Annotated in this window: 9 protein-coding genes; 8 read left to right on the top strand and 1 reads right to left on the bottom strand. The window is 46.2% G+C overall.

Annotated features, from left to right (window positions below; all coding sequences use genetic code 11):
* Window positions 1-172: 172 nt before the first annotated feature.
* From H4O21_RS13325 to H4O21_RS13295, 7 genes are all read left to right on the top strand, one after another.
* Window positions 173-2,155, top strand: a complete 1,983-nt coding sequence (locus H4O21_RS13325; RefSeq protein ID WP_182809367.1) for a multiheme c-type cytochrome — start codon at window positions 173-175, stop codon at window positions 2,153-2,155.
* Window positions 2,152-3,576, top strand: coding sequence for a hypothetical protein (locus tag H4O21_RS13320; protein WP_182809366.1), 1,425 nt, complete (start codon window positions 2,152-2,154; stop codon window positions 3,574-3,576). The genes H4O21_RS13325 and H4O21_RS13320 overlap by 4 nt, the downstream gene beginning before the upstream one ends.
* Window positions 3,577-3,600: 24 nt before the next feature.
* Window positions 3,601-4,902, top strand: coding sequence for an FAD-binding oxidoreductase (locus H4O21_RS13315; protein WP_182809365.1), 1,302 nt, complete (start codon window positions 3,601-3,603; stop codon window positions 4,900-4,902).
* Between the two features lie 38 nt (window positions 4,903-4,940).
* On the top strand, window positions 4,941-5,963 hold the full coding sequence (locus H4O21_RS13310; protein WP_220495656.1) for a cytochrome c family protein: 1,023 nt from the start codon (window positions 4,941-4,943) through the stop codon (window positions 5,961-5,963).
* A 15-nt stretch (window positions 5,964-5,978) separates the two neighbouring features.
* Window positions 5,979-8,552 (top strand): 4Fe-4S dicluster domain-containing protein, encoded by a 2,574-nt coding sequence (locus H4O21_RS13305; protein WP_182809364.1) that lies wholly within the window; start codon window positions 5,979-5,981, stop codon window positions 8,550-8,552.
* Complete coding sequence (locus H4O21_RS13300; RefSeq protein WP_182809363.1) at window positions 8,552-10,900, top strand: hypothetical protein; 2,349 nt, start codon at window positions 8,552-8,554, stop codon at window positions 10,898-10,900. The genes H4O21_RS13305 and H4O21_RS13300 overlap by 1 nt, the downstream gene beginning before the upstream one ends.
* Before the next feature lie 260 nt (window positions 10,901-11,160).
* Window positions 11,161-12,153: a substrate-binding domain-containing protein gene (locus tag H4O21_RS13295; RefSeq protein WP_182809362.1), complete on the top strand. Its 993-nt coding sequence runs from the start codon at window positions 11,161-11,163 to the stop codon at window positions 12,151-12,153.
* A 201-nt stretch (window positions 12,154-12,354) separates the two neighbouring features.
* On the opposite strand, the gene H4O21_RS13290 is transcribed toward H4O21_RS13295, so the two are convergent.
* On the bottom strand, window positions 12,355-13,515 hold the full coding sequence (locus H4O21_RS13290) for an iron-containing alcohol dehydrogenase (protein WP_182809361.1): 1,161 nt from the start codon (window positions 13,513-13,515) through the stop codon (window positions 12,355-12,357).
* 191 nt (window positions 13,516-13,706) lie between these two features.
* On the opposite strand from H4O21_RS13290, the gene H4O21_RS13285 reads away from it, so the two are divergent.
* Window positions 13,707-14,588 (top strand): AraC family transcriptional regulator, encoded by an 882-nt coding sequence (locus tag H4O21_RS13285; RefSeq protein WP_182809360.1) that lies wholly within the window; start codon window positions 13,707-13,709, stop codon window positions 14,586-14,588.
* Window positions 14,589-14,786: the final 198 nt, after the last annotated feature.

Here is a 14,786-nt window from a genome sequence, read left to right as displayed (position 1 = left end):
ATCTTAAACAAAGGATATATCGTTAAAACGATAAGTTGATTATATGTTATCAGAAAAATATTGCTGTAATCGCTTGTCATACAACTCATTCTGAATTGGTCTATACTGACAAATCAGATAGGCGCCTGAGTTCATTCCTGTTATTGAAAATCATTAACAATAAGGAGGAGTTATGTTTAGTAGAGATAAGACGATTACTTCAAGCATCGTTGTTTTATGGGCGATAGCTTTGATAGTTTTTCTCTCATTAAATGTCTCCCATGCAGAGACAACTAAAAATAACGATAACCTCCTGATTACGGATGCGACAGAAAATAGTTTATCTGCAGATGATGATTTGTTAGGTGAGGATGACCTTCTTAGTGATGAGGATGATCTTCTGGATAGTGATGATAATCTGTCAGGTGATGACAATACGTTACTCTCCACGGAAAGCTTATTTGAAGCCAGAGAGCCTGATAATGAGTCAGTCAGAATCAGTGCAGCCAACCAGGAGCACAAGCGCTTATTTGAAGAGGTTGCTTATCCTTCTGCACAGACCTGTGCCACCTGCCACCCAAGGCACTACGATGAATGGTCAGTATCCCAGCATGCTTACGCCCAGCTCAGCCCTTTAATGCTGGCAATGCAGAACACTATCAATATTGTCACCTCAACCACCAATGGTGACTTCTGTTTACGTTGTCACGCTCCGGTTGGATCAGAATTAAAAGAACCTTTCGGATTGTCCAACCTGGATCGTCACCCTGCATCCCGAGAGGGCATTACCTGCGTAGCCTGCCACCGCATCAATAAAAACTTCGGTAAAGTATCCGGCCGTATCTCTCTTGAACCCGGTGATATCTTCCAGCCGGTTTATGGACCTACAGGCAATGAAGAGCTTGAAAAATCATTAGCTCAGCCAGAAAAATTCCGTGTAACCACCAACCCGGATGAACCCGGACGCGGTATTCATGCCAAAGCTGAGAAGTTTTTTGAAATAACTACGCCAGGTTTTTGTGCCACCTGCCACGATGTGTTTGCACCGAATGGCTTGCGTATAGAAGAAGCTTTCAGTGAATTTAAAAATACTCCGGCGACTAAAGATGGCCGCACCTGTCAGGATTGCCATATGAGTAAGGTACAGGGTGTGGCTGCCGGGTTTGATCACGGACCCGCAGCGATTGTCGGTGGGGAAGAGACAACGCCACGCAAACTGACCAGCCACTTTTTTGCAGGCCCCGACTATTCCATTATTCATCCGGGGCTTTTCCCTCATAACGTGAAGGCTGCGCAGTTTAAAACCATGCGCGAATGGCTGGAGTTTAAATGGAAAGAGGGCTGGGGAACGGATGAGTTTGAAGACAGTATCTCAGATGATTATGTGTTCCCGGATGCCTGGGTGTCCATTGATGATCGTTATGATGCCCGTGCCATTATCGACGAACAGCTGAAAAAGCTGAAATGGGCGGATACCCAACGTAAGGAAGTACTGCAGAATGCCTTTGATCTCTCTGATATCCGGGTGACCCGAGCTGATGAAAGTGGTCTAAACTTTGAGCTGGATGTAAAAAGTATATCTGACGGCCACCTGATGCCTAATGGCTTTGATGCTGAGCGTATTTTCTTCCTGCAGGTGGAATTACGGGATGCCAATGGTGATCTGAGATTTATATCCGGGGATAGGGACCCGAACGGTGACCTTCGCGACCGGCATTCTAAATATGTTCAGGCCGGTGAAGTAGCTGTTGATGAGCAGCTGTTCAATCTGCAGTCTAAATTTATGGTGCGCTTGCAGCATGGTGCTGAGCGAGAACAGGTACTGCCATCGCCGGTATCTGTTTCTGTCGCACCATATATCCGTCCGGAAGCCCGGCCATCAAGCCTGTATGGTCGGGCTAAATCAGCACGTAAACACCGCAAAGGGATAGAGCCCTTTGGTAAACGTACCGCCAGTTATGAAGTGGATGCTGATGCCCTGATGGGACCAGGCCCATACACACTGGATATTAAATTTATCAGTCAGGCTTTACCAGTTAACCTGGTTACTACAGTTCAGGTCGCAGGTTTTGATTACAACATGTCGCCTAAGCAGGTGGCGGATGAGCTGGTTAAAGGTTCTATGGTGATTCGTGAGCGCTCAATCGAACTGGACGTTGAGAGGAAAACACAATGATCAACCCTAAGGGATTTAAGGCTGCTTCAGTGGCAGCATTGACATTACTTTCCTGCTCCTTACTGTCTGTTCAGGCAATCGCTCAGAACAAAGAACCACCGGTAAAATCGAAAGCGGCACTGAGTGATCAGCCTAAACCTATGGTACCCGAGACAGTGATTGGTCCGCGTAATGGCCCTCTGATTGAGTTTGGTGATCTGTTTTTAAGTACAGGCCGGTTGAATGATCCGTTGGTTTTGCCCTCAGGCGCGGTCTGGAATCCATCACTGTGGATTTTTGGCAGTTATCGTGCGGCCTTGCAAAGTGTTAATCATAACAACCGGGAAGCCCATACAGAGGCAGTGAACCGGCTGGATGTAGTGGCCAATCTGCAGTTAAGTGGTACTGAGCGAATCGTAGTCGGCGTCACGCCGTTACATGATAGTGGTGATTTTTCCCGTTACGTGTTCGATGGCACAAAAGAGAATGAGGGAGGTCACTCTGCTGCCGGAGCTCATATTTCTACCGCATTTGCTGAATTTGAACTCGCAGAGCTGTTTCCGAATCTGGATAGAAACGATGAGCTGCCGCTGGATATCGGTTTCGCTGTAGGTCGACAGAAAATAGAGTTCCAGGATTCATTCCTCGTAAATGATACGATCGACTCAATCGGTATCGTTAAAAATAACCTTTTGCTCTCTGGCACCAGCAATACGCGAATTACCTTTTTGTATGGCTGGGATGAGATACACAGGGGGAATAATAAAGAAGATAAAGATGCCAGACTGTATGGCCTGTTCACCAGTTATGATCTGGCTAAGACCTCCATTGATGTCGATATGATCTATATCGACAGTACTGACAACATCAACGCTCAGCATTACGGCGACAGTCTGCATCTGGGTATTGCCGCAGCTCAGCGTGTCGGTCTATGGAATACAGAGGCCCGTTTGCTGGCATCACAGGGGCTGGATACCGACAGTGCGGCTGCCAATGATGGCGTGCTGCTCTATCTGGAAACCTCGACCTCTTTTCCCGGAGCCCCTCATATCTTTTATGCCAATGGTTTTATTGGTGAAGGGGAGTTTACATCGGCCTCTCGGGCAGGTACCGCTGGTGGCCCTTTAGGGCGTACCGGGTTGCTTTTCTCTTCTGCTAACCTGGGAGAGTTTGGAGCCCCTCTGAACAATCGTGGTCAGGATACTGTTGGTGGAGCAGTAGGTTATCAGATGTTCTTCGGCGTGAAAAAAAGGCTGACATTTGAAGCCGGAGGTGTCGCTGACAGAGAGAACAAAGACAGAGGGGGCTTTGGCGTGGCTGCCAGATACTCTTACAAACTATCCCGGCATTTTATTATGAATCTGGGTGGATACCTTGTTGAAAGCGAAGATGCAAAAGGAACTGGCTATGGCCTGAGATCAGAGTTAGAAGTGAAATTCTGACCATTATTAGTCAGTGGAGATGCTATGGTCCAGTTTATTGAATTTTTGGGGATAACTGCACTGGTGATTGCTCTGATTCAGGGAGGGCTGGTTTGTATATCTGTTTGGCGTAAGCATAAAGCCGAAGCCTTATTACTTCATACCAGAACCACTAGTCTGCAAAAAACAGCAGATCTGACTTTTCAGAAAGCCAGGCAGGAAATAGACCGACAGCAGCATATCTGGCAGGACTGGCGCAAATTTGAGATTGAACGCATTGTTCAGGAAGCCTCTGACATTAAATCTTTTTATCTGAAACCTCATGATCGTAAGGATATCCCTTCATTCAATCCGGGACAGTTTCTGACCTTTAAGCTGGATATACCCTCCGGCAAAACGGTAGTTCGATGTTACTCCCTGTCAGAGGCACCTGAAATAAAAGGATTTTATCGGGTGACAATTAAGCATTTGCAAGGCGGCAGTGACAATCCATCCGGTGTTGCATCATCCTATTTTCATGACCACTTATCTGAAGGTGATATCCTCAGTATCAAACCACCCTCGGGGCATTTTTATCTGCAACGAGATAATCAACGCCCTGTAGTACTGATTGGTGGCGGTATTGGTGTGACGCCTGTTTTATCCATGCTGAATTCAATCTGCACCTCTGAGCCTCAGCGTGAAACCTGGTTTTTTTACGGGGTAAGAAACAGCCAGGAGCAAATAGATATTGAGCCTCTGCGTCAGAAAGCCCGGCAACATGAACATCTTCATGTTGTTATCTGCCATAGCGCACCCTTGGCTGACGAAATGAAAGGCCGGGACTTTGATATAGCCGGACGTATTTCTGTGGAGCTGTTGAAACAATGCCTGCCCTCCAATAATTATCAGTTTTATATCTGTGGGCCAGGGACAATGATGTCCGCTCTGACTCAACAGCTTACCGACTGGCAAGTGCCGGAAAACGATATTCTGTCTGAAGCCTTTGGCCCTTCCAGCGTTAATAAACAGGGAGCAGTAAGCAAAGACATGGTTACCACTAATACTGATAAAGATGTTAGTGCCGGGCAAGATGGTGCAGTAGAGGAGAAACAATTCTGCGTTAATTTTGTAAAAAGCGGAGTGTCTGCTCAGTGGTCGGCCAGTCAGGGTTCTTTACTGGAATTAGCAGAAGCCTTTGGACTGACACCGGATGCGGGTTGTCGGGCCGGAAACTGTGGTACCTGTGCTGTAGCGATTAAAGAGGGGGAGACAGATTATATCGCTCCGGCAGGATCAGAGCCAGAACAGGGTAGCTGCCTGCTCTGTGTGTCAAAACCAAAAAATAACATCGTTCTCGATCTGTAATACATAACAAAAACACCTGATGCTAAGGCGGAGAAAAGATGAAGCTGTCTGAATTTAAAAAAATACTATGGATCGGTCTTACAGCCTGTATGGGGTTTAGTCTGAATTCTGCTCATGGAGCACAACCTCAGGATCACCATAAGATTGCAGGACCGGATGAATGTGCTGAGTGCCATAAGGCAACCAATAAAATCTGGCAGGGCACTCATCACTTTTCCACTTTTTCAGCCATGCCGCGTTCGAAAGAAGCCCGTGACATTGCTAAAAAAATGGGCATAAAACGTATCAAATCAGAGAGTGTCTGTCTGGATTGCCACTTTACTACTCAGGAAAAAGAAGCTGGATTTAAACAGGTGATCGCCGGTATTTCCTGTGAATCCTGCCATGCGCCAGCAGCTGACTGGCTGGAGCGGCACTCAGAGTTCAGCGGTAAAAAGAAAGAGCAGGAAACTGAACAAGAAGCGGTATTACGCTGGAAGGACTCTGAAGCGGCCGGGATGATACGTCCACATATGCTCTATAAACTGGCGAAGAACTGCTACTCCTGCCATATCACGCCCAATGAAAAACTGGTTAACCAGGGTGGACACTCCGCTGGCAGTCCGTTTGAACTGGTCTCCTGGTCTCAGGGGGAAGTTCGTCACAATGTCTGGCATTCTGATGGTAAAGAAAACCAGATGGCCAGCCCGGAACGCAAACGTATGATGTTTATTGTCGGGGCTATGGTTGAACTGGAAGAGTCTCTGCTGGCCGTCGCAGAAGCCACTCAAAAAGCGGAATATGCCATTACAATGGCTAAACGAGCCAAAATTGCGGCTAAGCGCATGGCAAAAATCAGTGAGTCCGTACAAACACCTGAAACTCAGAACATTATGGTCGTGCTGAAAACAGTCAAACTAAAACTGAACAACACAGAACAACTAAAAGGCGCTGCCGCAAAAGTGGCCAGTGCAGCGCAAAGCTTTGCGTCATCCCATGACGGATCTGCTTTTGCGGCAATTGACGCCATGATTCCGGGCATTGATAAATACAAGGGCGAACCAGAACCTGTGCAGAAATAATCCTGAGGTCTGGTGATGATTGAATTAAAGGCAGGGCAGCCAGAACGCTGGCTTCATCCTTATGGTAAAGAGGCATTAGACGATGATCAGATTGATCAGGTTCTGACCCTGCCTCAGTTTGCACAGATTGATGCCGGAGCATTTCCACAAAACACATCGCTGCGGGATATTATCCGGTACGATGCGCGTATTGAGCGTTATCAGAAAGGAGATGTGGTGACGCTGCTTGGAGATTACGGTAGCTCAGCCTTCTTTATTCTGCAGGGACAGGTTCATGTTTTTATTGATAAACATACAGACCCTGCAGAAAACTTTCGCCGACCCCATAAGAGAAAGTCCACTTACGAAGCTTTAGCGCAGCTCTGGCGGAATGATAAAGAACCGGAGGTTCGCCATGGCGAACAGAGAGAAAGCCTCAGGCAATGGCAGGTGCATGATGGAGAATCCGGTGATATCGCCAGGGTTTATCTGCCTGATATTGAATCTGTCTTAAATGGCGCTAAAACAGTTCCTCTGGGTGAACAGCAGATGTTTGGAGAGATATCTGCGCTGGCCCGCACACCACGTACAGCCACGATTGTGGCTCAGGATGATCTTCTACTGGTCGAAATGCGCTGGCAGGGGTTACGTGAAATTCGTCGTCGCAATCGCAATTTCAGGGAACATCTGGATCAACTGTACCGAGAACGTTCGTTGCTAAACTATCTGGAGATGTCGCCTTATTTTGGTCATCTGGATGACGATACTCTGCAACTGATTGCCAATGAAACCCGTTTTGAAACCTATGGCAGTTTTGAGTGGAATGGCATCTTTCGCAAAATTCAGGGTAGCTCTTATCAGGTCAGCCCGTCAAAACGGAAACAGCTGATTGAAGCGGAACCGGCGATTGTACGGGAAGGTCATCCCATTACCGGGTTGATTATCGTGCGCCAGGGCTTTGCCCGTATCAGTAAAGAGCTTGATGAGGGCCACCTGACCATTGATTACGCAACAACCGACGAAGTATTTGGTCTGGATGAATTACTGCAACAGCACAGAACCGGTAAACCGGCGATATCCAGAAATACCCTCAGAGCAATTGGTTATGTTGATGTTCTGTATATCCCCCTTGAACTGGCACTGACACATATCGTCCCTTTTTTAAAAACAGACGTGCTTAAAGCCCGGCAATCAGGCCCCGAAGGCCAGAGCACAGGTCTGGACCGGCAGTGGGCAGAACATCAGGCACAGATGAACTTTCTGGTGGATAACCGCATTATTAATGGCACCGCGGCGATGTTTATCGATATTGATCGCTGCGTGAATTGCGATGAGTGTGTTCGGGCCTGTGCTGTTAATCACAATGGCAATCCGCGTTTTATTCGTCATGGTCTGGCCCATGAAAACTGGTCAGTAGCCAACGCCTGTATGCACTGTGTGGACCCGGTATGCTTAATTGGTTGTCCAACCGGTGCGATTAATCGCAATGCTCAATCCGGCAATATCATTATCGAAGACAGTTTATGTATTGGCTGTGGCACCTGCGCAGCATCCTGCCCTTATGGCAATATCCGCATGGTTGAGGCACGAACACCTGATGGCCAGTTTATGCGCATGGCTGAAACCAACAAGGTGGTTCATAAGGCAACCAAGTGCGATATGTGTATAGGATCACCCAGTGGTCCAGCCTGTGAGCAGGCCTGCCCTCACGGAGCGCTTAAACGTGTAAATATGCGTGAGAGGGATACCATTCCATCTCTGGATGAAGATCTGAGACGTAAAAAGTGGCTACGAAGACTCGGATTGTCGTCACTGGTGATATTTTTTCTTGTGCTATTCAACCTGGCAGAAGATTACCTCAGTCAGGCACTGATGTCTGAACAACTGGTCAGTGGCTGGTTTCTGTTTACTTCAGTTATTTTGCTGACATTGCTGAGTGCACGCAAAAAACTGTCTATGCTGCCCTTAATCAAAAGCTCGGTCTGGATGCAGGTGCATATCTATCTGGGGCTGTTATGTCTTGGTGTGTTCGGGTTCCATACCCACTGGCACTTGCCTACCGGTGTACTGGACAGTCTTATCTGGTCCGGGTTTATTCTGACTTCCCTGAGTGGCTTGTCCGGGCTGTATCTATCCCGTTATTTTCCAAAGCGTTTACGAACAGGTAATAACCGTGCTCCGGAACGTTTACTGTTTGAACGTATACGGTTTTTAAGGGCTGAACTGGAAAAAGAGTTCCATGAAACCAGCCTCCAACTGATTAGCAATGTGGCTTCTGACTCTTATCTGAACTTTTATCAGACAGATCTGATTCCCTATTTTTCCCGCACGAAGAACTTCTGGTTCCATGTATTTAATATCCGTTATCCCATGAGGAGGACTTACCAGAAGCTGGAGCTGATCAAGCTGTATCTGAATGAAGACAGTTATCAGGATCTGGAACAGATTCGTCGACTGATTGAGAAAAAAGATAATCTGGACTTTCAGTATGCATTGCAAAAGGTGCTGAAAAGCTGGCTGTTGGTTCATATCCCACTGGCTTTTATTATGCTGCTTTTGCCTCTGGTACATGTGGTGATTGTGTATGCCTTCTCTAAAGGGGCCTTATAATGGATGATCTGGTTCAGAAAAGAGATCCTGCCTCCAGTGACTATGAGCGCCCATTCAGAAAATGGAAGTGCGCTGGAGGAATAAATGGAAAGCCCTGTTCCCGAGGGCCTTCCTGCGAAGGCGTGTGTGGTGCCACCAGTGCCTGTGAACCCATTAAGCGAGAAGATCGCTGGTACTGTACCCGTGATACCTTATCAGGAGGCCCATGTCAGGACGGCCCCTTGCCCGATGGACAATGTGCCTGCCAGGAAACACCCTGTATTCCGGAACTATCTGCCAGAGCAATAAGAAGGCGTTCCATATGGTGGGCCATATTGCTGATGCTTGGCGTCGTTACATCCGGTGTCGGTGGCGCATGGACCTGGCGTTTTATCAATCCAGGCACCGTCGCTGATCATCATGTCACGATTGAGCAATGTGATGTTTGTCATTCAGAGACTATGAATCATGGCTTTGCCCACTGGATGGCCGCTTTTTTTGATGAAGCCAATGTGGTGATGGAAAATCAGAGGTGTACCAACTGCCATGAATTAGGCTCATCGCCACAGACTGCACACGGTTTCACAATGGCTGAACTGGTACTTAAAACAACTCGCGCTCAGGAAAAAGTGGCTGCAGAAAAAGTCTCACCACCTTTGTTTACAGAAGACAATGTCGCCTGTGCTACTTGCCACAAAGAGCACCAGATGGGGGAAAAAATTAACCGGGAATCCTGTAACTCCTGCCATGTTAATAACAGTACTACCTTTCCAGCTGCACACCCTCCATTTGAGTCATTCCCTTACAAAAGGCGTACCGCACTGATTTTTGACCATAGCAGTCATTTTAATCAGCATTTTGACAAAGAAGCTGAGCGTGCTCCGGAACTGTGCCTTGATTGCCACAACGCAGATTCTGAAGGCCGCAGAATGGAGGTTAAGTCATATCAGCAAACCTGTCAGGCCTGCCACGATAAACAAATTACTGGTGATGACCGGGCAACTGGCCCTAAAGGTATTCCTTTCTTTGTGTTGCCAGGTATCGATGTAGAAACACTGGCAGAATCCAATATCCATATCGGGCAGTGGCCTTTATTTGCAGAAGGGAAAATAACACCTTTAATGCAGGATTTGTTGCTTGAACAGCCCTTCCATATGCTGGACTCAATTGATCTGATGGATCTGCAGGTGGTTGACGAAACAACACGACAAAAAACATCTGAACTGGCCTGGGCGATCAAAACTTTTTTATATGATCTTTCAGTAAACGGTCCGGAAGCAGTGTTAAAGACCCGGCTTGAAAATCAACTGGGCCGTCAAGCGACTCAGGCGGAGCTATCTGCTTTAGCAGCCTCCTTGCCTGTAGCCGTACTGCAAGATGCGGTTAATGACTGGTTTCCGAATTTAGCCGATGAAGTACAGGCTTATCGGGAAGGGCGTACTGTATTTTCAGCGGCTTATGATCCGTCAGAAGATATCGATTCTGTTAGTGAAGAAGTACTACAGGATTTTGTAGAAACAGTATCTGATGATAGTAATAACATTCTGGGCGATGACGAGGGGGATCTGCTATCCGAGGACGATAGTGGAATTCTGGGTAACGACAAAGGTAATCTTCTATCTGAGGATGACAGCGAAATTCTGGGTAACGACGAAGGCGATCTTCTGTCTGAGGACGACAGCGGAATTCTGGGTGGCGACGAAGGCGATCTTCTTTCTGAGGATAGCAGCAGGATTCTGGGTGACGATGAAGATGAGCTTTTGTCCGAAGATAATAGTGAAATTCCGAGCGATAATGAGACAATCACTATATCATCAGCCCCTGAAGTAACTACTGAGCAATGGAATAAGCTAGGGGGCTGGTACTACACCGATTTTTCAGTGCTTTACCGCCCAGCCAGGCATAGCGACCAGGTCTTAAAGGAGTTAATTACACTAAGCGGGCAGCTTTCACATAAGGCTTTCCTCCAACTGACAGATGATAAAGCTCAGGGGCAGTGTGCAAAATGTCATGCGCGCTCAGAAGCAGGAGATGGCAGTCTGCAACTGGAGTGGCTGCAGATGGTCAGTACCATGACTCCACAACAATTAACCGTTTTTCGGCATGCTCCTCATTTTGCTACACAAACCAGTGAAGGTTGCCGTACCTGCCATGTGATAGGTAATAATAGTAAGGCGTATCAGGATTCTTTCCAGCAGACAGATACATCACACTTCAAATCTAATTTTGAACCTATGACGATAGAACAGTGCGATACCTGCCATAATGAACAGACGCAACTAAGTGAATGCATTACCTGTCATCAGTATCATCCGGGAGGGGTTGATGTCAGGCCACTGCGCTCACATCTGGTGTCAACAGATCCTTAAACAGGCCCCAGGGTTGTTACAAGTTGATCCATTTGTATACACTGATCAAAAGCAGTTGCAAAATAACCAAACGCACTGCCCCACGAATGTCTTAACCGAACCAACTGCCTTTACGATCTTATTTGATTCGACAAACCTGACAAAACATATTGCTCAGATCTTTTGTGATAAATTGTGATATTTCCTGTACATATTGCTATCTTATTGAAAAGTAAACTCAAAAACGTTAGTGCTTACCACGATATCGCAATGAGGCTGATATGAAATGTATCCTGGCTTTTATGGCAGGCCTGATGAGCTTTTTTCTGATGTTTCAGTCTGCTCAAGCGCAATTTAAAATTGCGGTCATAGGAAAAACTAAGAACGATAGTTTTTACGAAAAGGCTTTTGAGGGTTGTAAGACGTTTGCATCCAGCGTAGATGATCTGTTGTGCATTTACGATGGTCCTGCTGATTTCCAGGATCCCAGAAGTCAGGCTCTGATTGTTGAAAAGTTACTGCAGCAAGATGTGGATGGTCTTCTTATATCCACCACTAACTCTGATTTTCTGGTAGAGCGGGTACTTAAAACTGTGAACCAGCGTAACATACCTGTTATTACCTTCGATTCAGACTTACTACCACAACATCATAAATATCGGCAGGCCTATGTTGGAACCAATAATTTCGATTTTGGCGTTGCACTGGGCCAGTATGCCAACCGACTGAAACAAGGTGAATTGACTGAAATTTGTATTCAGTCCGGAAGTTCAGATACACCGAACCTGAATGAAAGAATCAAAGGTGTGCGCTTTGCTCTATCCGGGAAAGGCAATAATCAGAAACTGTCTGGTGAGAATGGCTGGATAGAGCACCATCGTTGCCCGTTTTACACTCTTGGTAAACGCAGTAATGCATTGAGTCAGCTGAAGTTTATTATGGCTCAGGATCAACCTCCGATTTTTCTGGCTGTTGCTGGTTTTGCTCAGTTTTCACCATACTATATTGAGCAGATCATGCCTTTTCGAGAGAAAATTAAATCTGGTGACAGTATCGTTATTTCTGCAGATGCCGAACAGGTTCAACTGGAAGCACTGGAGCAAAATCTGTCCACAGTTAATATAGGACAGCGCCCCAGAGAAATGGGACGTTTCAGTGCAAAACTGATATACGAACTGCTTAAATATCAGACAATGCCAGACAAAGAGATCAACTATCTTGGTTTTTACTTCTGTACTGAGGATATGGGAGTAAAATGTGAGATTATCGAATGAGTGCAGAGTTATGAGTCATCATAAGCTTATTGCTGCCTGAGAAAATAATAGCTGAAGCTTAATATTCCCTGTTAGTGTTAGTAGTAATAAATGTGTCATTGATCACAACAAACAGCCCCGAAACAGACCAGTGTCTATGCCAGGGCCGTTTGCTCTCAGCATTACTGCACCCAACGTATGCTGGTGCGAATATCCGGTAGTTTAATAAGCTGCTACCAGAATCTTGCGAACGATATCCAGTGTCAGATCACCGCTTTCAGACAATGTTGTCAGGCCCATTTTCTCCATATTCACTATGACATTATCAATACCCGCCTCTTCAATGCCGTAATCTGATAAGCGAGTACTGACTTCAAGATTATTAAAGAAAGCTTCAGTTTTATCGATAGCCAGAGCAACTTTCTCTTCCTCTGTGCCTTCAGAGATATCCCAGACTCTCTCCGCAAACTGGAGCAACTTAGCGTGCTTCTTATCTTTACGCTCACGTAACAGAGACGGTAAAACAATGGCCAGAGTACGACCATGAGCAATGCCATACATAGCGGTCAGCTCGTGGCCAATCATATGGGTTGACCAGTCCTGAGGAACGCCTGATCCGATAGACCCACACAAGGCGGTTGTTGCAGACCAGATAAAGTTCTTACGGGCTTCAATGTCCTCATTATCATCAAAGGTGGCCGGACCATCTTCAATTAACGTTTTCAGTACGCCTTCAGCAATTCTGTCCTGAATTTTGGCATTAACCGGGACGGTCAGATACTGTTCCAGCACATGAATAAATGCATCAACTATGCCGTTGGCAATCTGCTCTTTCGGCAGTGTAAGCGTCAGTTCCGGGTCCAGCAATGAGAACTTCGGAAATACCAGCGGCGACATAAACGGGTATTTCTGTTCATTGAAGGTAATGACCCCTGCCATATTCATTTCAGAACCGGTAGCAGGCAAAGTGGCAATACAACCCAGAGGCAAAGCATCTGTAGCCGGAACCGGGCTGAAGCCATGGGATAGTAGATTATGGTATTCGTCTGCGGGAGTTTTAGTGGCTAAGGCAATAAATTTAGTACCATCCATCACAGAACCACCACCAACGGCCAGCAGAAAGTCGATCTTTTTTTCTTTTGCCAGTTCCGTCGCTCTGATCAGGGTATCAAACTGCGGGTTTGGTTCTATTCCGCCAAATTCAATAACTTCCCGGGACTTCAGAACGTCTTTTACCCGATCTATAGTGCCAAATTTTTTGGCACTCTGTCCGCCAAAAATCACCATGACTCTGGCTGTTTCCGGAATCAGCTTGTCCAGTTCATTCAGTCTGTCCTGACCAAAAACAATGTGAGTCGGGTTGTAGTAATCGAAATCAAGCATGGTCTGTGCCTCACGTTGGCAGAAATATTATGACATGCACTATAGTCTTAAAATTAGACTTTATGGATACATAAAAGCACTTTAATCATGCATAATCATTCAAAAATAAGCTCCCATAGTCTTTTTGTGCATTCTAAGATGTTACACTGAACATCAGCATGTTTACTTTACATCGCATCGGAACCAGAACAATGCCAGACAAACTTCACTTATTAAACCAGCGGCTGATCAGGCTGGCGCAGATTGATGGTTTTAACTCTATTGGTATTGAGTGTGCAGGCGTTTTCCGGGCATCCGAGGTCCATGAAAAAGTACCGGCATTTTATGAGCCTCTGGTCTGTCTGGTAGGCCAGGGCGTTAAACACTGTCATGTAGGAGATAAAACCTTCTGCTATCAGGCCGGGGATTTCTTTATTAACTTCTTGCCCATGCCGGTAACGTCAGAGATTGTTCGGGCAGATGCTCATAAGCCATTTTTATCCGCAGCACTGAGTATTAATCTGGTGCGACTGGCAGATATGGTACTCAGGATTGAGCGCTTTAAAGGTGATATAAAAGCAGATCAGGCTGACCCGGCATCCTGTGTGGTTGTGGCTCAGGCCGATGATGAGCTGATTGATGTGTTTACCCGGCTGCTGTCCGTGGCTGAAAAACCGCTGGAGGCGGATATTCTGGGAGAAGCTATCGTAGACGAGATCTATTACCGTTTACTGACCAGCAAACACGGCTACGCATTACGCTCACTGTTAAATCAGTATGGACAGATTCAGCCAATTTCCAGAGTTGTCAGCTATATCCATGACAATATGGACAGGAATATTCAGGTTCATGAACTGGCCAGTATCGCCAATATGAGCAAAACCGCTTTTTTCGGCGCGTTTAAAAAGCTGATGCATGTCCCACCAATGCAATACATTAAATCTACCAGACTGCAAAAAGCTCAGGCGTTGTTAGTACAAGGTATGCAGGCCAATGAAGCCAGTTACAGAGTGGGATACAACAGCTTTTCGCAGTTTAGTCGTGAATATAAACGCTTTTTCGGCTTTCCACCGTCAGAAACCCGATATGCTTAAATGCTTCCACTGTAGTGGTCTAATAACTCCGGATATTGCATTAAAAACTATTTCCCAAATCGTTTTGCTCACTCTGCGGGTATTATCTCGCATTCGCAACATAATATTACCATTCCAATGTTTACACCTTTTCTCGACAGAGGCATGATAAACATAAAGATTTTAAGGTTTTTCTATAAAGAACTGCTGTTTTAAACT

This window comes from Oceanospirillum sediminis (assembly GCF_014164585.1).
GTDB classification, from domain to species: Bacteria; Pseudomonadota; Gammaproteobacteria; order Pseudomonadales; family Halomonadaceae; genus Oceanospirillum; species Oceanospirillum sediminis.
The sequence above is the reverse complement of the archived record's forward strand: the minus strand, read 5'-3'. Positions and strand labels throughout refer to the sequence as shown.